The sequence below is a fragment of the Synechococcus sp. UW179B genome, assembly GCF_900474245.1.
Classification (GTDB): Bacteria; Cyanobacteriota; Cyanobacteriia; order PCC-6307; family Cyanobiaceae; genus Synechococcus_C.
Map to the genome: position 1 here is coordinate 57,055 of NZ_UCNZ01000004.1, position 20,789 is coordinate 77,843.

Consider the following 20,789-nt stretch of genomic DNA (forward strand, 5'->3'; position numbering starts at 1 on the left):
TATTGTTTGATGGTGAAATGGGGTTGAGATCCTTGCTACGGCAGAAGTTAAGGCTCCCATTGTTGTGCTCCAAAAAATGTGAGCTCAACGTAATTGCTAGCTTGCTTGTTATTGCTTGACAAGTCTAGCTCAAATCCTCCCAAGTCTACTTTTTTAATCGACTTAAGGCTCGTGAGGAGAGTTTCTTTTGTGAGTGGCCCTTGGACATTTTTGATTCCTTCTGTGATTAATTTGGCAGCCATAAATCCTTCCAGGCTTGTGAATCCAAATCGGGCTGAAGGATTGTTTACGCGCATGAGGCGTTGATACTCCGCGACAACAGGAATCCAGCGGTCCCAGGGAAAGGGAACGACTTGGCTAACCCCAATGCCATTGGCTTGTCCTACAGGTAGTGATTGTTCAAGGGCTCTGGTGCCAACAAAAGACACATTCATGATCTGGGCTTTTGTATCTCGTTGTAGTAACTCTTTGCTTAATGCTGCTGAGCTGACGTATGTCGAGATGATGATGATGGCGTTTGGTTGACTGGACGTTAAGACTTGAAGTGCTGATTGTATTTGTGCAGAGTTTCTTTGAACTGTGGAGATTGCATATGGTTTTAGGTCGTGCCTTTTTAGCGCTGATTCTGCAGATTTAAGTCCATCTTTTCCGAAGGCATCATCTTGATAGATAATGGCTATTTTCTGTCTCGCATTTCGAACAAGACTATCCACAATTTTATCGATTTCCATTTGATAGCTGGCCCTTAAATTCACCACCATGTTCAATTCGTTGTCTCGTAGGATTGAGGCGCCTGTTAGAGGGGCGATGAGGGGTACTTTTCTTTTTTCAATGACGGGAAGGATCTCTTTTGTTGTTGGTGTGCCTACGTACCCAAATAAGGCGAGAAGGTTGGGGCGGTCTAGCAGGGTTTTCGTGTTTCTGATGGTTTGCTCAGGCTCATACTGGTCGTCGAGGCTGATCAAGCGGATTTTTTTCCCGTTGATTCCTCCTTGTCGATTCACTTCGTTAAACCATGCTTGCGCTCCAGCTTGATATTTTTTCCCGATTTGAGCTGAAGGTCCGCTCAGTGGTAAGGATTGACCGAGGAGGATCGTGCTTTTGTTGTCAGAGTATGTTTGGGATTCTTTTTGTTGGGCTGATGTGGAAGCGATCGATAGAATGAGCCCAATCGCTATCAGGGTATTTCTACGAAGAATCGTTGCTATTGGCTTAACCCGTAAAACACTTGTTTGATTCGCTGCTTTTTTTTTCATGACGAAGGTTCGAAGACGGAGAAAGTGGAACATCTTGGCGATCGCGTCAGTTGTTCTGGCAGCCTTGCTTTCCATCGTTGGAGTAACTAGTTTAAATGTTGATCAAGTGCCAGGTCGTGATTCCCTGCGCCTTTCTTCAGCTTCTCGTGCTTTGACGACATCAGTGGATCGTCTTCCTCGTGATGGCTGGAGTTCTCAGCGAGGAGAGTCGTTGAGTGGAGGTGAAATTCAAGCTGATATTGATGCCTTAGATGATGCGCAATATCATGTAAAGATCGGGGTGTATTCAAATAGTACCTATGATTTGGATTTAAGTATCCCTAGCTTCTCCTCGAACGGCTACGTATGGATGCGTTGGAAACAGCCTCTTCAGGATTACTTAGAAGCTAACGATACGGATTTACAGGAGCATATTTTGTTGCTGAATGCGTTGTTGTCTGATGCGGATCCTGTGTTGAATCCTGTGCAAGATAAACCAGCAATCTTGTCTGATGGTACTTATTATCAGCTTTATACTTATGTCGGGCGTTTTTATATCGATCGGGCAAGCTTTAAGCATTTTCCCTTCCTTACAATTAGTTTGCCGATTGCGATTGAGGCTGATGATGTGGCAGGTGGGCTTGGCTATGGAACACTACGTTTTGAGCCTGATAGTCGTAATAGCGGGATGGGCCTCTATGCGGGTACGGGAATTATTGGTTGGTTGAATCGAGGCTGGTCGATTGCTGAGTATCGGCATAACTATGCAACCAATTTTGGCCTGGGTGGGCTGGATCGCGACTACAGCCTTATTGTTTATGACATTACCTTTGGAACCTCATCTTGGTCCTCTTTTTGGCGCTTGATGTTGCCCTTGTTGGTGGTGATGGTGATGGTCCTACTGGTCTTTAAAATTCGTCCAGATGAACAAGATGCTCGAGCCGGAATTCCGGTCACCGTTTTATTGACGTTGGTGTTCTTGCAGCAGGTCTATCGAGGAGAACTTCCTGATCTTCCCTTCCTAACATTTCTGGATCAGGTCTATGTGATTGCTTATGTGATTACTTTGTTTGCGTTTGTTTTGTTGGTATGGATTGGCCGACGTTATGCCGATATGGAGAGTATGCCGCTTGGAGAGGCACGCGATAATCTTTCGAAAAGACTTGAATTCTTAGATGAGGTTTGGCCGCTTTCGATGGTGTTGTTTTGCTCTATTGCTGTGGTGACGTCTTGGTACTTAATACCCGCAGGGGCTTAAGGATTAGTTGCCTGTCAGCTCTTGAAGAGCCTTCACGAAGGATGTGAGTTCGCGCTCTTCTGTGGTGATGTGGGTACAGGCTCTTAGGCAGATGGGTTCTTCCAGGTTGCGGATCCAAATCCCTTCGCTACCGAGTATTTTTACGATTTCAGTTGTGCTTCGGGAGCATGAATCGTTGAGTTGGAAGCTCACCAATCCTGCGGGGGGCTCCCCCTCAAGTAAGGGAGTGGTTCCTGGAAGCTCATTCAGCTTTCTATAGAGCTCGCCGCTTAGAGATTGGATGGTTTGGAGGCGTTGTTGCTCATTGGCTTCACTAGCGAGCAAGCCCAACGATTGACGCAGCCCTGCCATCAATGGCACACAGCTCGTTGCGATTTCAAAGCGCCGGCTGTCGTGGTGAAACGGGTCTGGATCATCGATCACGGCGCGTGTTTCATCGCGCAGGCTGCGCCAGCCAATCAGGGTTGGATTGGCTTGGTTGAGGATTCTTTCTGATAAGGCCACACCTCCAAGCCCCTCGGGACCGCAGGCCCATTTGTGGCCAGTGAATGCATAAATATCAGCCGCCTGTGCTGCTGCTTCCACAGGAATTTGACCCATGCTTTGGGCTGCATCCACGAGCAGAAAAGGTTGCTGAGCATGCTGATCAAGCTGCTCTGCCACCGCAGGGATGGGCATCAGCTGCCCGGTGTTCCAGAGCAGATGAGACAGCACCACCACCTTGGTGCGTGGCTGAAGAGAGTCCTCCAAGGCTTGAAGGACGCCTGCGTCGGTGTCGTGTTGGGCCTCACGTCCTTGCCTGAACTGCTGAACCGGCAGGGTGTCGACCTCTAGGTGTTCCCGTCTGGCAAGTTCATGGCATGCCGCGACGACTCCTGGGTGCTCGCAATCACTGATTAGGAGGCGATCACCTGCTTCAAAGGGAAGTCCCCAAAGCGGCAACACGCAACCGCTGGTGACGTTTTCGGTGAGAGCAAGGCGATGGGGTGCCACACCACACATGCGACTGAGCAACGCACGCGTTTTGTTTGTTTCTGAACTGATATACGGCCACACATCTGTAGTGAAGGGCCCCAGTTCTTGGATGCGCTGCCAGCTTTGGGTCATGGCCTCCAACGAAGGCGTAGGCAACGGTCCCTGACCGCCGTAGTTGAAGTAGATCTTGTTGCCCAGTGCTGGACAGAGATCGCGGAGGGAGTTTCGAATGTCCATGGTTATCGATCAGGTATGGATCACGAGAGGCTTCTGTTGAGCACCAAGCTATCTACCAGGACTTGCGCCAGTGATTAAGCAGGGTTTTGGCCATTCATTTGTGGATGATTTTGAGGGGAATTGTTGTGTGAATCGTTGTTGCTAACGACGCGATTGCGTTGTCTTGATGTTGCTTTTTGGGTCCTTTTTGCTTGGAACCATTGAGCCTTTGAGGGCAACGACGATGCCTACAGGGGGCTTCGGCATGTTTTCGCAGCGTGGCTACGTTTTGCGTTGATGCTCTGTTGGTGATGGCCGGCGTTGATTGGTTGTGGATCTTGCATCCTTTCCTTGCCGTGGTTTTGGTTTATCCCCTGGTGGGTGTGGTGGTGCGCTTGGCCGTCCAGACGCGTGCACGTCGGCTCCAGAAACAGAATCTCCCCGTCACGGTTGGGCGCGACCACAGCGACCTGGGTCGTTGGCTTGCAGCGGCTGTGGTGATGGTGGTGTTGATTGCCCTCTCTGTTGTGATTGGCACGAAGGTTCCTGTCGCTGAGTTCCAAGGGGGTCTGGGGCGTGCGATCCAGCTGTTGCTGGTGTTGGTTGGAACGATCGTGAGCCTCCTGGCCCTTTGGCGTTGCAAGAGGCCCGGATTGAGGTTGGCTTTTTCTCTCATTACCTGGGCCGGAGTGTTGGGGCTTGGCGCCCAGCCTGAGGTTTGGCGGCTTTCGGATAATCCCCTTACGCCTGCGTTTTGGCAGTCCCATTACTGGGCTGGAGTTGGAGTGACGGGCTTGATGTTGTTTTCCCTGGGAGCGCGCGCTGAGATCCTGCGCGACATTCGCATGCGTCGCTTGCATGTCACCGCCAACGTGCTGGCGGCCTTGCTGTTTTTGACGCAAGGCCTCACGGGGACTCGCGACCTTCTCGAGATTCCGCTCGGTTGGCAGAAGTCCACTATCTATGCCTGTGATTTCAATGCGAAGACCTGTCCTTCACTGGATCCCAATGCACAGCCCTGACTGACCCCTCTGGCTAAAGAGAGAGGGTTGTGGCTTCAACCCATGGATTCTTCAGCGTTGAAGGCACTGTTTTTGCAACGTGTGAGCTTGGGGGGAAATGAGCTTGCGGCCATGTCACAAGCTTTTTCTGCGCTCTATCGAAGTTTTCAGACTGATGTTGTAGGGCGTGTGCGCTGCTCTCCTATGAAGGGCACGACCTACACCTGGATTGATCCTCCCTCGGGCCGTAGCGAAAATGTGTGTTTGTTTTTCCATGGTGGGGGATACACCATGGGATCGACGGATGATCACTTGCAATTGATTGCCTCACTTGTAGAGGATTCAGGGATCAGTTTTTTAGGGGTTGATTATCGTTTGTGCCCGAACGATTGTTTTCCAGCTGCTCTCGATGATGTGGAAGATGCTTATCGCTGGTTGTTAGCGCAGGGCTATCGAGCAGAGGCGATTGGTGTGACAGGAATTTCTGCTGGGGCCACATTGGTGATGCAATTGCTGCATCGCTGTCAGAGCAAGGGCTTGCCGATGCCAGCTGTGGCACTGGTGATGGCAGGGGTGATGGACTTCAGCTATGGGAGAGAGTCTGTTGCTTTTAATGCCAAGGATGATCTTGTGTCATTGCAGCGACTCGAGGCCATCTCTTCCCATTATTTGCCAGAGGATGGTTCATATGATTCACGAGATCTTGATTGTTTGCAGCAGGATTACAGCTGCTATCCCCGTACATTATTCCAGGCTGGTGATCGTGAAGTGTTGCTCAGTGATGCGATCGCCTGTTTTTCAATTTTAAAAACGGCAGGACATGATGTGGCTTTGCATGTTGTGCCTGGAATGATTCATTGCGGGCAGCTCTTTTCACGTGACTTTTTACCCGGTCAACGGGCAATGGCGGAGGCAGCCCTCTTTCTGCGTGAAGGATTCGTTGCTTCCAATCCATTCTCAGTGCGTGGCATGGGTGAGCGCAAGAAGCAAAAGACTGGTCATTGATGCGGTGCCAGCCACAAGCCAACCAAGACGCGTGCGATTAACGGCTGGTAGTTCTTCTCGGAAGACGGCCATCAGCAGTCCCCCTCCCAGAAATGCCGTGGCGATGGCGAGATGGAGGTCGTCCACGGGGTGGAGGAGTGCTGCATGCAACAGCCCCAACACCAGGGCAGCGGTTCCCACCCAGCGCCTGCGTGTTCGGTAGATGGCTGGATGCCGAGCGTCCATGGTCCGATCGGCTAGGAGGACATGGGCGCTGATGGCGATGGTGAACAAGATTCCATAGGCCAATCCGGTGCTGATCAGGGATGGAAGCGAATAGGCATAGAGGTAGCTGATCGCAGCGAAATTCAGCGTGTGCAGTGATCTCGCAACCCTGCCAGCCTTGCGTTTATGGGTGGCGAGCACATCAAGGCTGTACGTCACCATGATTCCTGCCAGGGCGATCAGAAATAGCAACGCCTCTGTAATGGGGGTAGGGGCGAAGGCCTTCATCCCAGGGGCTTGGGATAAGGCTTGGCCATGGCTGGCAAGCTCGGGCAATAAGTGCACAAACACGTAGGCCATGCCCGCTCCGCCTCCAAAGGAGGCCCAGCGCACCTGTTCGCGATCAGGTCGTGTTGCCACCTTGCCTGCGAGCCAATGCGCACTGGCAATGGCAGTCACGCAGAGAATGGAAGTGATCCAAAGCATCACGATTTACACCGAATAACTGCCTCAGTTTTGCCGGTTCACTGAAGGATTGGGTGTGTTGAAAATACTTTTTAGAGTTATTGATTGGCGCCTAGTAGCTGCCAGTGAATGCCAGCTTTAATGAGTTGTTCTGGATTTTCGATGCGATTTTTGATGTTCTTGCGATCAGAGAACTTGGACCACTTCGCTCACCTCAGGAATCGATTCGCGCATCTTGCGTTCGATTCCCATTTTTAAAGTCATCGTGCTGCTCGGGCAGCTTCCGCAAGCGCCTTGCAGGCGAACTTTCACGATCGGACCATCGATTTCGACCACTTCCACATTGCCACCATCGGCCATCAGGAAGGGGCGGAGTTCATCGAGCACCTTTTCCACGTTCTCGTTGGTGAGGGCCATGGTCTCGGTGCTCATCGCTCAATCTTCGGATTGGTTGGATTCTAGGCATTCCTAAGACGCTCGGCCTCATAGCCTGTCGACAGCAGATCTGTTCGCCCCTTGGACCGCTACGACGTTGTTCTCGTGGGTGCTGGGATCATGAGTGCCACCCTGGCAACCCTCCTGCATGAACTCGATCCAGACTTGCGGTTGTTGGTTGTTGAACGGTTAGAGGCACCCGCTTTAGAAAGCAGTGCTGCGGGAAATAACGCTGGCACGGGCCACGCTGCCAACTGTGAGCTCAACTACACGCCTCTTCAGGCGGATGGCACGATTTCAACGGCGAAACCGCTGGCGATCAATGCCAGTTTTGAGTGCAGCCTCGAGTTTTGGTCGTCCCTCTGTGAGCAGGGGCGTTTAGATCCCTCTGCGTTTATTCACCGCGTACCCCACATCAGTTTTGTGTGGGGTGAGGGCGATGTGGCCTACCTGCGCCAGCGCTATGAGCAGTTGAAGCCGCTGCCTGCTTTTGCGGCCATGGAGTGGAGCCGCGATGAGGCTGAGCTCGCTTCCTGGATTCCGCTCGTGATGGCCGGGCGAGATCCTCAAATGGCCGTTGCGGCCACCAGGATTGAGCGCGGTACAGACGTGGATTTCGGGGCTTTGTCCCGCTCTCTGTTTGTTCCCTTGCAAGCGTCGGGGGCCCTTGATTTGGTGTTCGGCACTTCGGTGTCTGATCTCAACCGCCGCGCAGAGGGCTGGGAGCTGCAACTGCGTGGCCCTTCTGGACGCCGCGACGTGCTGACGCCGTTTGTGTTTCTCGGCGCCGGTGGTGGGGCCCTCCCTCTCCTCCAACGTTCGGGGATTCCTGAAGCGGCCGCTTACGCCGGGTTCCCCGTGAGCGGCCAATGGCTTGTCTGCAACGACCGGGATTTATCGGAGCATCACTTTGCCAAGGTGTATGGCAAAGCCAAGGTGGGGGCTCCACCGATGTCGGTGCCTCACCTCGACTCCCGTTGGATCGATGGCCGTCGATCCCTTTTGTTTGGGCCCTATGCCGGCTTTAGCAGCAAGTTTTTGAAGCAGGGGTCCTTGCTGGATCTTCCTCGTTCTGTGCGCACTTCCAATGTGTTGCCCATGCTTCAAGTTGGGGTCAACAACATCCCTCTGGTTCGTTATCTCGTGAATCAACTGCGCCAAAGCAGTGAGGATCGGATGGAGGCGTTAAGGGCTTTTCTCCCAACGGCGCGCGCGGACGATTGGGCTTTGTCGGTGGCTGGTCAGCGCGTTCAGATCATCAAACGCACCCCCGCCGGAGGCCGTTTGCAATTGGGTACAGAAGTGGTTTCCGCTGGCGATGGTTCGTTGGCTGCCCTGCTTGGTGCCTCTCCTGGGGCGAGCACCTCGGTCACGATCATGTTGGAAATTCTTCAACGCTGTTTCGCTGATCGCTTGGCTTCGCAAGCGTGGCAGCAGCGCTTGCAAGCGTTATTGCCGAGCTATGGGCAAGATCTCAATGCGGATAGAGAGCTTCTTCAGCGCAGCCGAGATCGCAGTGATGCCTTGCTTGGGTTGGGTGTTGAGCGCTAAGTAGGAGTAAGTACCCCCTTGTTGATCGACGACCCAAATTAGGGATGTTTGCCAGTGAGATTCACGATGATCACTCCAGCTGTGATCGTGGCGATTCCCACAAGTTGTCCTGGTGAGGGCACTTGCTTATAGGCAAGCAATCCAACCAGGACGATGGCGATGATCCCGATCCCACTCCATAAGGCATAGGTGATGCCAAGCGGAATGGTCTGCACCACTCGAGAGAGCAACAGCATCGAAGTGGAGTAAGCAGCGAGCACAACGAGTGTGGGAATCGGCCTGCTGAACCCCTGAGAGAGTTTGAGGCAGGAGGTCCCAAGCACTTCTGATGCGATGGCCAAGAGAAGCAAGACCCAAGCCTTATTCATCTATCAATCATCATGGTTGAAAATAACTAGTTGTTACTAGCAGTTAAGTAATCCTTGTCGATTTGCAAATAGTTACCGGCGGTATTGCTCGATAGTGATTCCATCCAATTGGACTGGAGACCCAGGGAAATCGTATTGACCTTTAATTCTGTGTTCCTCGATTTATTTAAGTCTGAATAGTGCTGAACAGTTTCCTTGAAATCAGTAGTTCTCCAGCGACCTCCATTTCGATTGATGGATGGTTCTCCGTCGGAGAGAAAATAAAGAGTATCGGTATCATCTAGTGCGAAGGCATAATCAAGTCCTTCCCATGGATGCGTTCCACCCCAACGGTAGGAGTATCTCTCATCATCTAAAGTATTCACGAAGGCAATGGCTGAATCCCTAACGCCAGAATCACCGAGAACTACAGCTCCATTTTGAGACTCGCTCCAGCTGCGATGGTTGACATATCCGGGGGAACTAAAGGATTGCAAAGTGATCTTTGTATCATCTGGTAGATCACTTAAAAGTGTAATAAGCTCATGCTGCAGTGATTCCATCCGCGTCAAAGAACAACTCTTACGAGACCAGTAATAGGAAGATCCACCCCAATAAATACGCCAATCTCCGTAGCTGGTTCCCCATAAAATGCAGGCACTCATGGAACCTGAACCATCCACTAAGAAGTTCATGTTTTTGCTACTTACGCTTCGGAAGTAGGCGCCATTAAGAACTCCAGAGCTTTCTCCTTGACGATTGAGGCGTTTATCTGCCCTTGCATAGCCTGCAAAGTAGAGGTTTTCCTTTGTTGGCTTACCAACGATCTCAGACGTCTGCAAATAACTATTTTCACCATCATTGCTATTCGCATTGGGATCAATGAATCGTATCAACTTCCTGTTTTCGTCTGTGACGACTCGTAATGCAGGCTCTAAGTAGCCACGAATTGGGGTTTTGTCGTCTTTAAACTTTAAATCTAATTGTCCAACGATTTCATTTAAATCGGCTTCAATGGGGATTCCATTAGAGTTTTTGGGTGATTGGTTTCTCTTTTCCTTTTCAGTGCAGAGTGTCTTTCCGATTTCTTTCCAGCAGGGCATGACCCCAATATCGTTGATAACAGGTGCAATATGAAGATCATCCGTTTCGCTATAGCGCCCATCACCCATCAAAGGTGATCCGCACCTATTAAGGCTATAACCTTTGCCACTTGTATTAATGCTCAAACCATAGATTACAGGCTGATTTAAGTCAGCCATTTTTAGGCCAAAAAGTGGATTAAATGCAATATTTTTACCTTGGGCTATGGTTTCACAGCTTTTAAGAGTGTTTTGGTGATCGTCGCTTTTCAGATTTGTATATTCAAGCCCAGAGGGAGTTGTATCGCTATCTATTAATACATTAAGGCTTCTCTCTACTTCTGATCGGAGAAGGCGCGTACCATTTGTTGAGTTTTGGCGAAGATCTGCTTTGTTAGTGCTGGTGTTGATAAGTGAACTGGTCGAATTGAGTGCGACCGCAGATGCGCTGATTAATGCAACTCCAGCCGTTAATGAGATCAACGTTTCTGTAATGCCAAATCCAGAATGAGCTGAAGAAAGGTGGCGGTTATTACGTGTTTTCAAAGCTGCTACCTCAAGTCGTTTGGAGATGACTGGACCTCATTAACCACATTTTAGTCGTTTAATGGAACACGTGTCCAATCCGCATTGTAAAATTATATGCTGTTTAGGATTGAGTATAAATTATCTTGTGCGTATTTATGTGTCTGTGCAGTGCTTCTTGTGGATATTCCATTTGCCTTTTCTAATCACTCCATTAGAGGAGATTTCAATGCACAAGGTGGGTAGCGGTCGGCTTGGGTCTTGGTTCCAATTTTGGGATCTCACTAGAATCACTAACGGCTCTGCAATGGCACTTGTTCCAGGTGGTGATAGCTCGTATCTATCACTAGATACCTGAATTTCAACACGTTTCGAGGAGGGTAATCCCTCCAGATTAAGGAAACGGTAGGGTTTAGCCCACGTGAGATTTCCAGGCTTATTCCAGCATTGGGCTGAATCACAACATTTTAAGCGTTCATCTCTTTCTTTCGCATTGAGATGATTTAATTCAAATAAATCTTTTGCCGATCCAAACGTATTGCTCGTGTTGAAGTTGTAGTTTGAGGAAAATTTAAGATCACAGCCAGAACCATCTGTGCCTTGCCTTGCTCTTAAGCTGTAGAAACCAGAGACAAGTGCTTGCGTAAAAGCTTGAATAGATGATTTTTCTATTCTTCTTCTGAATTGAGGTAGCGCCCAGGTAAGAGTTAAGCTAATGATGCTAATGACAACAATTAGCTCCAGCAAAGTGAATCCAGGCGCATCTTTGCTCTGTGCCTTCTTTTGCATTTAAAGAACGTCGCATAAATAATGAAAATTTGGATATAGGTTTAAAATCCTTCTTTCTGCGCCAATATTTTTTTCAGGAGCTGTTATTGTATAAATAACTCTCGTCATAATTGGTGTTTGGCTACTTTCGATTGTTCGGCTGAGTACGCGCTTTCCAGATGGGTCTGTGATTTTAGGCTCGGGTACATAGTAATCTGAATTATTTGAAGATAATTTCTCCCTTAGAAATAGTCCAGGATCTTTACAGGCACTTTCTTTGTCTGAGATGTTGATAAGTTTGAGGCGTGAGTCAGCTTGTTGTAGGAGCTGGATATCGTTATTAATTGCAGCTTCTATTTTTCTGCGAATTGTTTGGTGGCTGCTCGTGGAGATTGCACTAATACTTAGGCGCGAGACGGCAATTAACGTTAAGCTCATGATCAAGCCTGCCACCATCGTTTCGATCAATGTGAAGCCATTGAGGCCTGTTAATGGTGAACGTTTCCTTTTTCGTGGATTGGTTTCCATGAGTTTAGAAGCGTTGGAAGGTGTCATAACCGCTTCCTCTGATTGCACGACTGATGCTTCTTCCTAGACCAGCAAAGTTTTTATTCTTCCAATCCCATAAATCATACATTGTTTCCATAAACTTTGATGGGACATTTAGACTTAATGTGTTGTTGTTGGCGCAAATATTTTGAGACCAGATGGCACCATTGAGGCTCGTATTTGCTGTAAGTTCAACGGATCCTTTTCTCAACATGAGGAATGCATGCGGCAAGCTAGAGCCTGCAATCTTTAAAGGGAATAACGTGGAGGCACAGGTTGTTTCTGTGTCGGGTGATTTGATGTCATGATCACTCACGATGATGAGTCTTTCTGGTTTCTTATTACATATTTTTTGTCCTTGATTGACGCCACAAATCAAAGCTCTATCGGAGAGTTTAAAGGTACCATTTGAGCCTTCTGGGTTATTGTTGTTTTGGCTTGGTGTTGTGAGATGCAAAATCACGGGTCTTTTGTCATTTTCAATGTAAACCCTCGACCTCTCTAGATTTAGATGTTCTATGTAGATATGACAATCACCTGATTTGCCAGGGCAAAATTCATCTTGACTGAGTACGATTTCCCATCCCTTGTATAGATGTGGTCGGCGATAAAAGTCCCATACATTTTTTACGACTGAATCGTAATCACTTTGTAGGGTAGGGTCACTGCCGTCGTCGATTCTTTCACAAATAGGAAATAGGCCTCTCCATCTTGATCGTTTGCAAACTGAGTTTTTACTATAGTTTTGCCAACCTGTTTGGTAGGAATTTGTATCGTCAATTCTCCATATTCTTTTCTGGGAGCCAGAAGAACGGTGATCAATATTTCCTTTGATCTCAAATAATGTCTTTGTTGAGTTGGATTGTAAATTCTGGTTTGTGACTGGCCATATTCTCCAGTGAAGTTGTGAACTCGGGTTGTTTGAAATGCGATTTGTAAGATTTCCTGTATTACAATCTCTGCTGATGATTGCTGCATTGCCTTCTGGTACTGCCCAGGTGATCAGTCCATTGCCATTGATTGTTGTTTCGCCTAATTTATAATTATGTGCAAACAGAACAGCCCAATCGCTCGCTCTTTTTTTTAGAACAGCTGCTTCTACTTTTAGCGAACGTTCAAGACGAGCTCTGGCTAAATATTGGCCCTCTTCCATTCCTTTGCGTTGAACCAACCCTTCAATAATAAACTTTGCTTCTCCATTATCTAATTGATCTGATTTTGGTGGATTTTTATAGCTTCTCAGTCTGTAATAAGAATGTAATTCGTCTTTCCCATCATCTCTAATGCTGCTACTGCCTTGAATTGTTTGCTCCTCTAGCGCATCTGTTGGCCATATCTTGTTGGTCCCGCCTGGATGTTTCGGAAGGCCTTTGGAGGTATCTGTGCAGATTTCGTCCATTATGGGTGTATTCGCTGTATCAATCTTCTTCCATAAATAGTTGTTTTGTGAATTGCTATTATCTTCTGTATTCGACAACCCAAGTAGGTATCCTCTGTATTGATCAGGATTGTCGTCATTAAGCTTGCTCAGAATTTGATTAAGGCCATTGTTTGCAGCCGTTTCTGCGATTTGCCGATAACTCTCTGATGCAACAAGCTTTCTCGCTGTGAGTTGACGGACCATTAATGCTGATACTCCAGCTAGCAGGGTTGCCCCAAGCAGCATGGTCATCACCAAAGCAATGCCTTCGCTTTCTTTGCTCCTTTCACTCAACTGTGTGGAAGGTTTGTCTCGATGATATGGCTTTGATGGTTTGAATAAGGCCATCACTAACCTCGACAGCTTAATGTTGCTATGTCGGCTGCACCTGCATGACTTCCTTTTATAAAATCACTGGATCCTGAGATTAAATCTAGGCAAGCAACAATATTGAATTTTTTTCGGCTGGCATCAACAGGGATGGCTGAAAGTGTATAAAGCGAATCTTGAGGACTATGGATTGTTTCTACCGTATAACAGTTATTTTGATTCGTGCTTTCACAGCCGCTGCTTGCCAGGGTCAACTTACCGAAGTTGTTCTGGGTTGTAGCACCAGATGGCGTCATAATCGCTGCGACTTCATTTAGATCTTTCCAGCTTGTTGGATAAACACCATTTTCATCGGCAAAAGCAACGATCGCATTTTGTAATTGGGTTAAGGATGCGGCTGCCTCACTTTGGCGTGCACGATGGGATTGATTGATGTAATTAGGCAATGCAATTGCGCTCAAAACACCAATAATCGCAACAACCGCTAAAACTTCGGTTAAAGTAAATCCATTTAGTCCGCTATATATATCGCTATCGGGGTAAATGAATGCTCGTCCTTGTCGGAATGTTTTTGTTTGCAGCTTTTTTAGTGATGACGAAATGGACGTTCTGGAACTCGATTGATTGCCACAATGTTTGAGCTGGACGAAGCTTCCGTGGGCGCCTTTTCGCTTTTTTCCTGCAAGCGAGAGAGTCTTGACGTACAGGTTTTGAGTGGAATTCATGCCTGGTAACCGTCGAATTGTGAGCTGCTAGCGCTGCTAACAAGATTTGACTAGCTCTGTTTTTAGCCCTTTTCTTGATTTTAGCTGTGAATTGAGTGAGTGTTTCGGCTTTAAGCATTTCTACCTCCGACTCCCCGATGGCTTTGAAGTGTGCGGAAATGCCCTATCGGGGGCTGGTCGCTTTGATTAGGACCCCTTCCCTTGCGTTGGGGACAGGCATGAGAGTGCGCTGTGCGCCTCGCGTAGTCGCATTGCTTTTCCTGCATTGCTCTGGGGGCTTGGCTCGGCTCACTAAGATCAATCAACGCACAACCAGTTTCGGGGTGCCCTCCTCGCTTGCATGACTGACGCCCCCGTTTCAAGAATCAGAAATTTCTGCATCATTGCCCACATCGACCATGGCAAGTCGACGTTGGCCGACCGTTTGCTGCAAGAGACCGGCACGGTGGCCAATCGGGATATGCAAGAGCAGTTCCTCGACAACATGGAGCTGGAGCGGGAACGGGGGATCACGATCAAGCTCCAAGCCGCCCGCATGAACTACAAGGCGGCGGATGGTGAGGAGTATGTCCTCAACCTCATCGATACACCTGGTCATGTGGACTTCTCCTATGAGGTGAGCCGCAGCCTGCAGGCCTGTGAAGGGGCCTTGCTTGTGGTGGATGCAAGCCAGGGCGTTGAGGCTCAGACCTTGGCCAACGTGTATATGGCGCTGGAGAACGATCTTGAGATCATTCCTGTGCTCAACAAGATTGATCTGCCTGGTGCCGACCCGGATCGGATCAAGGAGGAGATCGAGGCGATTATCGGTTTGGATTGCTCGAATGCGATCCCTTGCTCTGCCAAAACAGGGATGGGCGTTCCTGAAATTCTCCAAGCGGTGGTGGATCGGGTGCCACCACCTGCCGACACGGTGAAGGAGCCCACGAAAGCTTTGATTTTTGATTCCTATTACGACCCTTATCGCGGGGTAATTGTTTACTTCCGTGTGATGAGCGGCAGGATTAGTCGCAAAGACAAGGTGTTGCTCATGGCGAGCAACAAAACCTATGAACTCGATGAAGTCGGGATCATGGCTCCGGATGAGAAAAAGGTGGATGAGCTCCACGCCGGAGAGGTGGGATACCTCGCGGCATCGATCAAGGCCGTGGCTGATGCCCGAGTGGGCGACACGATCACCCTGGTCAATGAGCCAGCTGATGCACCGTTGCCTGGTTATGCGGAGGCCAAGCCGATGGTGTTTTGCGGCTTGTTCCCGACGGAAGCCGATCAATACCCGGATTTACGCGAAGCCCTGCACAAATTGCAGCTCTCTGATGCAGCGCTGAAATTTGAACCCGAAACCAGCAGTGCAATGGGCTTTGGCTTCCGTTGTGGATTCCTTGGTTTGTTGCATATGGAAATTGTGCAGGAGCGCCTGGAGCGTGAATACAACCTAGACCTGATTGTTACCGCTCCATCGGTGATTTATACCGTAAATCTCACCAATGGTGAGCAAATTTTGGTGGATAATCCGGCCACACTTCCGGATCCTCAGCAGCGTGAATCGATTGAGGAACCCTATGTGCGCATGGAGATTTATGCGCCGAATGAGTTCAACGGGGCCTTGATGGGACTTTGCCAGGAGAGGAGGGGTGACTATATCGATATGAAATACATCACCAAGGAACGGGTGACCTTGATTTATGAATTGCCCTTGGCTGAGGTGGTCACTGACTTTTTCGATCAAATGAAGACCCGCACTCAGGGCTATGCCTCGATGGAGTATCACCTGATTGGATATCGCAAGAACGAGCTTGTGCGTCTGGATGTGTTGATCAATGCGGAACGAGCTGATCCTCTTACCACGATCGTCCACCGCGATAAGGCCTACAACGTGGGCAAGGGCTTAGTTGAAAAGCTCAAGGAATTGATTCCTCGCCAACAATTTAAGATTCCCTTGCAGGCTTCCATCGGTAGCCGGATTATTGCCAGTACGAGTATTAGCGCGATCCGTAAGGATGTGCTTGCGAAGTGCTACGGCGGTGATATTTCGCGCAAGAAGAAACTACTGAAGAAGCAGGCGAAGGGCAAGAAGCGGATGAAGGCGATGGGTAAGGTGGATGTGCCTCAGGAGGCCTTTATGGCAGTTTTGAAGCTGAATCAAACGCCTTAATTTGCTTGCTGGTTTTCGTTACGGACACCACCTTGGGCTGGCTTCTTGTTTTTTAAGTACAATCAGCAGCTGCTGCAGTGGGAGATGTCCCGGTTTTGTAGGTTAGATCCCTCTTGCCTGTTTCGGCTTGCACGCATGCATTGGCATCGTATTTGCCGGCAAGGTCTGATCCTGTCTTGCCTGTGATGTCAAGACCGTATAGAGGAGCAGTTAGGTTAGCGTCTGAGAATGTGCAAAATTCTGCATTAGTGTTGTTCGTGGTTATTTCCGAGGTCAGCATGGCTGCTGCTTCGGTAGAGCCGAGTTGATGTTCTGCAGCGACTTGGCTGAGAATCGCACCTGCTTTGGTGTTGCACTCAGTTGCTTTCGCTTTTGAGGTTTGGCTCAAAAAGTTTGGTAGGGCAACCGCGGACAAAATCCCCACGATCACAATCACGACCATGAGTTCCACCAAGGTGAAACCTTCGGTGCCGTTTCTCTGTTTTTGGCGTGCGACCAAGAGATTCTTGACGAATCTGTTTTGAGTGGAATTCATGGCTGGTATCCGTTGATTTGTTGGCAACTAGCGCTGCTTACGTGCATCGACTAGCCGCATTTCGCTTTTTGGATTTTAGCTATAAATCTCGTTTGCGCTTTATGCGCGTTTGGTTTTTAAGGATTTCTACCCCCGGTTTCCCCCTGGCATTGGAGCGTGCTTTGTACGGGATGCTGAGCCTGCCTTGGCTTTTTACTTGGCTTTCGCTCTTGGAACGGCTCATTTGGATACAACCGCACAATGCGTTTCGGGTCCCCTCACCGCGCTCACGAATGACCTCTCTGTAGCAGGGGGCACGAATTTCTGCAGCATCGCTCCCATCGTCTAGGAAAAGTCGACGTTCGCTGACTGTTTGCTGCATTTCACTGGCAAGGTGTCTAATCGAGACACCTAGGAGCAGCACGCGCGCGAGAATAAAAAGCTGAAGCGGCGTATCACGATCAAAACTCAGGTTGGCTTCATAAAACATCAGTCTGTCGTTCCTGCTTGGTGGTTTGTTTCCTACGGAAGCCGACCAATACCCGGATTTACGAGAAGCGCTGCACAAATTGCAGCCCTCTGATGCAGCGCTGAAATTTGAACCCGACACCAGCAGTGCGATGCTTTTTAGATTCCGTTATCGTTCCCTTGTTCTGTTGCATATGGACCGTGTTCAGGAGCACTTAGAGGTGTGATGGGATTGTTTCAGCAGGACAGGGTGGCACCATCGAGATCAAGGTTACTAGCAAGGAACGGGTGTCTTTGATTTCCCAAAAGGCTATTAGTATTAGCCTTTTGGGAAACATTCTGGTTGTAATTTTTAGGAGAGCTCGCTTTGCACGTATCTAATGAATAGATTAATACAAAGCTTATGGCTGCAGAATTGAATGTTCTTCGAAAGCCTTCTTGGTCGCTTTAATCTTTCGCAAGGCCGCTTTATTTTTTAATGGTAAAGATTTGAATGGGTTTGCGCCTTTGTATGTTTATGGCTTATTCGCTATATCCTTCTAGACATCATCAACCTTGATATATTCCCCTGAAGTTCTACTTGAAAGGATCTGCATCCATTCTGAGTCAAGGCCAACGCTGGTTGAGTTGAGTTTGATCGACGTGACTCCGTTGCTTACCCGTGTTGCATTGAGAGCTGCATAGTGGTCAGCAATATTGTCGTAATCATCGCTTCTCCATGTAGAACCATTCCGGTCTTTGTTGGGCTTCCCATCAGATAAGAAATAGATCGTATCTGTGAGATTGTCGCCGAAGGCATCATCCAGTGTGTTCCAGGGCATCGTGCCTCCCCAGTACGTGGGATCGCTACTGCTGAGGCTATTCACAAATCTGATCGCGGATTGACGTGCGTCTGAATTACTAGGACCCAGTTCCACCAGATTGTTGCGGCTTTCTTCCCATGTTTTGTTATTTCGTTTTCCGCTTGTACTGAAGGATGCCAGCCCGATTTTGGTGTAATCAGGGAGATTGTTGATGATGTCGATCATTTCGTGTTGCAGTGCTTCCATGCGGGTGAAGCTGCAAATTTTGTATGTGCGGTAATAGCCACGATCAGGATCGTAGAAGCGCCGGCGTGTATTGCCGTATTCTCCGCTCCAGGCTACACAGGCACTCATGGAGCCTGATCCATCAAGGATAAAACGCAAATTGCTGCTTGTAATGTTTTGGAAGAAAGCTCCACCGGCATATCCATTCCCTTCGCCACTATCGGTGGCGCCGTAGCCAAACCGAACGCGCTTATCGGCCCGTGCAAATGCTGAAAAATAGAGATCTTGCTTGGCCTGGCTTTTCACACCATTGACGCTTTCAAGAAAACTTGCAGAGATCTGATAGGGGTCATCTTTAGAATCGTCAAGTTCATAGGGATCGATCAACTTCAGAAGTTTGGTGTTGATATCTGTTTGAACTCTGAATGCGGGTTGTTGTGATGTGCGGGCTGGAGACTTACTCCCCGTAAACGCAAAGCTTGTTTGACTTAAAATCGTGGTCAGTGGCTCACTATCTGGGCATTCTTCGTCTTCAGAAAGATCACTTACTTTGCATGGGATCGTGCCAATGTCATCAAGGATTCTGCTGATAAAGATGCCTGATTGGTATTGTTCATTGTCTGTATCTGTGCTTTCCACTGAAGTGTAGGTGCCATCCATGTTGAGGGGAGAGCCGCATCGAAGCAGGGCATAGCCGCGTCCGTCTCCACTCAGGCCAATTCCATAGATGACAGGATCATCAAGCTCCACCATATTGATTCCAAACACAGGATTGAAACCACCAGCCTGAGGTAATCCTTTGCAGTAGTTGATAATATCGCTGTATTGGCTCAGATCAGTATCTTCCTCTCCCTCTGGTACACCTTCAGTGCGGTTCACGAGCAGATTCATGCTGCGCTCAATTTCAGAGCGCATCAGGCGTAATCCATTCGTTGTATTTTGCCTAAGCGTTGCCTTTCCGTGTGATTCAGAGATCAGGGTTTGCGTGGTGCGTAGTCCGGTTGATGCGGCTCCGATTATCATTGTTCCAGCGACGATCCCAACTAACAGCTCAGGCGCGGTGAAGCCGTTTTTGCGAAGCCTTTTCGTTGTTGATTTTTGCGGATAGAGGTTCATCATCGCTTCTTCTCTGATGATTGTTGCATACGATTAATGTGTCACATTGATGTGCTTAATCGCTGAAATGCTGGGTGAAGTGTTTCTGAGAATGGTCTGAATCGTGTTATTACGTTGTTTTGCATGAGCCACTGCTAATCGCTGATGTTGGTTCTTCGAGCTTCCAGTGTCCATTGGAGACTTCTCCTGCCCCATCAATTTGAACACAACGAATGGCTAGTTTGTTTCTTCCTGGAATGCAAGTTGTGGGATCATCCGCTGAAAAGGCTCGCTCATGGCAGATTAAAAATGAAATTTGATCTGAATTTAATGTTGTGCCTGGTGGTGTGAATCCAAACTTTGTTGTGCTAACTGCTACACGCACTGCCTTGGACGCTGGTGTTGATTCGTATTGCACAATTCGGAGATTGTCCTGGTCTCTGCCCGTGAGGGTGCTTATTGAATAGCCAGGCGCACCAGTGCTGCAGTCAGGATCATTGGCAAGCCGACTGATTTCAGAGTTGCAGCATTGCATGGTTGTTGTATTCCCGCTACCACCTTGACTAAACTCAACAACATTGTCCGGTGTTTGAAAGGAATAGGCTGTCGGAAATTCTATGAGGCAGCTGGTTTTTTGTTTGCCTAGCTTTGCCTTTAAATCCAATAATCCTGATTCCAGCTTATAGGCATAGGTTTTGACATCTCCTTGCCATTGATTTCTGCTAATCATTGGTACCGTTGCTGCTGTGGCGATCGAGAGAAGGGATACGGTCACCACCATCTCAATCAATGTAAATCCATTTTTTTTGTTTTTCATGAGAGTCTGTAGCACTGAGAAGAAAAGTTTGGATTAACTTCGATCATCCGTTGTTCGGCTCCGATGGTTGATTCGGGTGCTTCGAAGTTGTATGTCAACACCAATAGGTAGGGATCACTGTTATTCCATTCCATTACTACTTCAGGGTTTGGAGTGCTTCCAGCGACATCTGCTCTTTGCAGATGATTCATCAGAAATGTGCTTGGCTCTGCGCATGCTGTTGCAAGATTCGTATTGAGGCCTGTTTCGGCTTCAATGGCATCAGCCGTTAAATAGGAATCTTGCATTTGAACCAACTGAATGTGATCGTTGATTGCCGCTTCGATGCTGGTACGCGATGATTGGTTTCGGCTTGTGGCCATTGCACTGATCCCAAGACGACCTACCGCTGTCATGACGGCAGCGACGATCAGGCCTGCAATCAAGGTTTCGATCATGGTGAAACCAGACGAACCTTTCGGCCTTTTCTGGGTTGATCGATGTGGGACGAATGGATGTTTCATGGGGATGAGCTCATTGAGGTTGGCTCGATTCGCTGATGGAGGGGATTTGATACTCTTAATCTCCTCCTTTGATCTATAGATGTAGTCTAAATTTTGTCTGTCTTCGTGAACTGAGGCG

General features: G+C 48.6%; 20 protein-coding genes. 5 read left to right on the forward strand and 15 right to left on the reverse strand.

Annotation, left to right across the window (positions count from 1 at the left end; all coding sequences use genetic code 11):
* Positions 1-47 precede the first annotated feature (47 nt).
* A complete protein-coding gene (locus DXY38_RS02310; protein WP_170952824.1) occupies positions 48-1,331 on the reverse strand; it encodes an ABC transporter substrate-binding protein in 1,284 nt (427 codons plus the stop codon).
* Here DXY38_RS02310 and DXY38_RS02315 point away from each other — a divergent pair.
* Positions 1,321-2,493, forward strand: a complete 1,173-nt coding sequence (locus tag DXY38_RS02315; RefSeq protein WP_244278976.1) for a hypothetical protein — start codon at positions 1,321-1,323, stop codon at positions 2,491-2,493. The genes DXY38_RS02310 and DXY38_RS02315 overlap by 11 nt on opposite strands.
* A 3-nt stretch (positions 2,494-2,496) precedes the next feature.
* Here DXY38_RS02315 and DXY38_RS02320 read toward each other — a convergent pair whose 3' ends face one another.
* Positions 2,497-3,705: an aminotransferase class V-fold PLP-dependent enzyme gene (locus tag DXY38_RS02320; protein ID WP_115070312.1), complete on the reverse strand. Its 1,209-nt coding sequence runs from the start codon at positions 3,703-3,705 to the stop codon at positions 2,497-2,499.
* Between the two features lie 290 nt (positions 3,706-3,995).
* Here DXY38_RS02320 and DXY38_RS02325 point away from each other — a divergent pair, with 290 nt between their 5' ends.
* Positions 3,996-4,706, forward strand: a complete 711-nt coding sequence (locus DXY38_RS02325; protein WP_115070313.1) for a DUF4079 domain-containing protein — start codon at positions 3,996-3,998, stop codon at positions 4,704-4,706.
* 42 nt (positions 4,707-4,748) lie between these two features.
* The gene (locus DXY38_RS02330) at positions 4,749-5,690 is read left to right on the forward strand and encodes an alpha/beta hydrolase (RefSeq protein WP_115070314.1); all 942 of its coding nucleotides are present in this window, start codon (positions 4,749-4,751) and stop codon (positions 5,688-5,690) included.
* On the opposite strand, the gene DXY38_RS02335 is transcribed toward DXY38_RS02330, so the two are convergent.
* Together DXY38_RS02335 and DXY38_RS02340 are read right to left on the reverse strand one after the other, a co-directional pair.
* Positions 5,643-6,353 (reverse strand): hypothetical protein, encoded by a 711-nt coding sequence (locus DXY38_RS02335; protein ID WP_244278977.1) that lies wholly within the window; start codon positions 6,351-6,353, stop codon positions 5,643-5,645. The genes DXY38_RS02330 and DXY38_RS02335 overlap by 48 nt on opposite strands.
* Before the next feature lie 192 nt (positions 6,354-6,545).
* The gene (locus DXY38_RS02340; RefSeq protein WP_006854698.1) at positions 6,546-6,791 is read right to left on the reverse strand and encodes a NifU family protein; all 246 of its coding nucleotides are present in this window, start codon (positions 6,789-6,791) and stop codon (positions 6,546-6,548) included.
* Between the two features lie 84 nt (positions 6,792-6,875).
* Here DXY38_RS02340 and DXY38_RS02345 point away from each other — a divergent pair, with 84 nt between their 5' ends.
* On the forward strand, positions 6,876-8,345 hold the full coding sequence (locus DXY38_RS02345) for a malate:quinone oxidoreductase (protein ID WP_115070316.1): 1,470 nt from the start codon (positions 6,876-6,878) through the stop codon (positions 8,343-8,345).
* A 38-nt stretch (positions 8,346-8,383) separates the two neighbouring features.
* Here DXY38_RS02345 and DXY38_RS02350 read toward each other — a convergent pair whose 3' ends face one another.
* The 6 genes from DXY38_RS02350 to DXY38_RS02375 form a co-directional block, all read right to left on the reverse strand.
* The gene (locus tag DXY38_RS02350) at positions 8,384-8,713 is read right to left on the reverse strand and encodes a multidrug efflux SMR transporter (RefSeq protein WP_115070317.1); all 330 of its coding nucleotides are present in this window, start codon (positions 8,711-8,713) and stop codon (positions 8,384-8,386) included.
* A gap of 26 nt (positions 8,714-8,739) precedes the next feature.
* Positions 8,740-10,320, reverse strand: coding sequence for a VWA domain-containing protein (locus tag DXY38_RS02355; protein WP_115070318.1), 1,581 nt, complete (start codon positions 10,318-10,320; stop codon positions 8,740-8,742).
* A 135-nt stretch (positions 10,321-10,455) separates the two neighbouring features.
* The gene (locus DXY38_RS02360) at positions 10,456-11,088 is read right to left on the reverse strand and encodes a Tfp pilus assembly protein FimT/FimU (RefSeq protein WP_115070319.1); all 633 of its coding nucleotides are present in this window, start codon (positions 11,086-11,088) and stop codon (positions 10,456-10,458) included.
* Positions 11,089-11,622 carry a hypothetical protein gene (locus DXY38_RS02365; protein WP_136988005.1) on the reverse strand — a complete coding sequence of 178 codons (534 nt, stop codon included), beginning with the start codon at positions 11,620-11,622 and terminating at the stop codon, positions 11,089-11,091. It abuts the gene before it with no gap.
* A complete protein-coding gene (locus DXY38_RS13450) occupies positions 11,600-13,384 on the reverse strand; it encodes a hypothetical protein (protein WP_136988007.1) in 1,785 nt (594 codons plus the stop codon). The genes DXY38_RS02365 and DXY38_RS13450 overlap by 23 nt, the downstream gene beginning before the upstream one ends.
* 2 nt (positions 13,385-13,386) lie before the next feature.
* Positions 13,387-14,091, reverse strand: a complete 705-nt coding sequence (locus DXY38_RS02375) for a type IV pilin protein (RefSeq protein ID WP_115070322.1) — start codon at positions 14,089-14,091, stop codon at positions 13,387-13,389.
* Between the two features lie 340 nt (positions 14,092-14,431).
* On the opposite strand from DXY38_RS02375, the gene lepA reads away from it, so the two are divergent.
* The gene (lepA, locus tag DXY38_RS02380) at positions 14,432-16,246 is read left to right on the forward strand and encodes a translation elongation factor 4 (protein ID WP_115070323.1); all 1,815 of its coding nucleotides are present in this window, start codon (positions 14,432-14,434) and stop codon (positions 16,244-16,246) included.
* Positions 16,247-16,298: 52 nt separating this feature from the next.
* On the opposite strand, the gene DXY38_RS02385 is transcribed toward lepA, so the two are convergent.
* The 5 genes from DXY38_RS02385 to DXY38_RS02410 all read right to left on the reverse strand — a co-directional run bounded on the left by DXY38_RS02385 (position 16,299) and on the right by DXY38_RS02410 (position 20,605).
* Positions 16,299-16,781 carry a type II secretion system protein gene (locus tag DXY38_RS02385; RefSeq protein WP_115070324.1) on the reverse strand — a complete coding sequence of 161 codons (483 nt, stop codon included), beginning with the start codon at positions 16,779-16,781 and terminating at the stop codon, positions 16,299-16,301.
* Between the two features lie 79 nt (positions 16,782-16,860).
* Positions 16,861-17,250, reverse strand: a complete 390-nt coding sequence (locus tag DXY38_RS02390) for a hypothetical protein (protein WP_115070325.1) — start codon at positions 17,248-17,250, stop codon at positions 16,861-16,863.
* A gap of 517 nt (positions 17,251-17,767) precedes the next feature.
* Positions 17,768-19,372, reverse strand: a complete 1,605-nt coding sequence (locus tag DXY38_RS02400; protein ID WP_244278978.1) for a VWA domain-containing protein — start codon at positions 19,370-19,372, stop codon at positions 17,768-17,770.
* Between the two features lie 109 nt (positions 19,373-19,481).
* Positions 19,482-20,168, reverse strand: a complete 687-nt coding sequence (locus DXY38_RS02405; RefSeq protein ID WP_115070327.1) for a Tfp pilus assembly protein FimT/FimU — start codon at positions 20,166-20,168, stop codon at positions 19,482-19,484.
* The gene (locus DXY38_RS02410; protein ID WP_115070328.1) at positions 20,165-20,605 is read right to left on the reverse strand and encodes a hypothetical protein; all 441 of its coding nucleotides are present in this window, start codon (positions 20,603-20,605) and stop codon (positions 20,165-20,167) included. Before DXY38_RS02410 ends, DXY38_RS02405 begins: the two co-directional genes overlap by 4 nt.
* Positions 20,606-20,789: the final 184 nt, after the last annotated feature.

Bases quoted from the DNA above. Each gene is read 5' to 3' on its own strand.
- DXY38_RS02310 (WP_170952824.1), bottom strand. From the start codon at position 1,331: ATGGAAAGCAAGGCTGCCAGAACAACTGACGCGATCGCCAAGATGTTC.
- DXY38_RS02320 (WP_115070312.1), bottom strand. From the start codon at position 3,705: ATGGACATTCGAAACTCCCTCCGCGATCTCTGTCCAGCACTGGGCAAC.
- DXY38_RS02325 (WP_115070313.1), top strand. From the start codon at position 3,996: ATGGCCGGCGTTGATTGGTTGTGGATCTTGCATCCTTTCCTTGCCGTG.
- DXY38_RS02330 (WP_115070314.1), top strand. From the start codon at position 4,749: ATGGATTCTTCAGCGTTGAAGGCACTGTTTTTGCAACGTGTGAGCTTG.
- DXY38_RS02340 (WP_006854698.1), bottom strand. From the start codon at position 6,791: ATGAGCACCGAGACCATGGCCCTCACCAACGAGAACGTGGAAAAGGTG.
- DXY38_RS02350 (WP_115070317.1), bottom strand. From the start codon at position 8,713: ATGAATAAGGCTTGGGTCTTGCTTCTCTTGGCCATCGCATCAGAAGTG.
- DXY38_RS02360 (WP_115070319.1), bottom strand. From the start codon at position 11,088: ATGCAAAAGAAGGCACAGAGCAAAGATGCGCCTGGATTCACTTTGCTG.
- DXY38_RS02365 (WP_136988005.1), bottom strand. From the start codon at position 11,622: ATGACACCTTCCAACGCTTCTAAACTCATGGAAACCAATCCACGAAAA.
- DXY38_RS13450 (WP_136988007.1), bottom strand. From the start codon at position 13,384: ATGGCCTTATTCAAACCATCAAAGCCATATCATCGAGACAAACCTTCC.
- DXY38_RS02375 (WP_115070322.1), bottom strand. From the start codon at position 14,091: ATGAATTCCACTCAAAACCTGTACGTCAAGACTCTCTCGCTTGCAGGA.
- lepA (WP_115070323.1), top strand. From the start codon at position 14,432: ATGACTGACGCCCCCGTTTCAAGAATCAGAAATTTCTGCATCATTGCC.
- DXY38_RS02385 (WP_115070324.1), bottom strand. From the start codon at position 16,781: ATGAATTCCACTCAAAACAGATTCGTCAAGAATCTCTTGGTCGCACGC.
- DXY38_RS02390 (WP_115070325.1), bottom strand. From the start codon at position 17,250: ATGTTTTATGAAGCCAACCTGAGTTTTGATCGTGATACGCCGCTTCAG.
- DXY38_RS02400 (WP_244278978.1), bottom strand. From the start codon at position 19,372: ATGAACCTCTATCCGCAAAAATCAACAACGAAAAGGCTTCGCAAAAAC.
- DXY38_RS02405 (WP_115070327.1), bottom strand. From the start codon at position 20,168: ATGAAAAACAAAAAAAATGGATTTACATTGATTGAGATGGTGGTGACC.
- DXY38_RS02410 (WP_115070328.1), bottom strand. From the start codon at position 20,605: ATGATCGAAACCTTGATTGCAGGCCTGATCGTCGCTGCCGTCATGACA.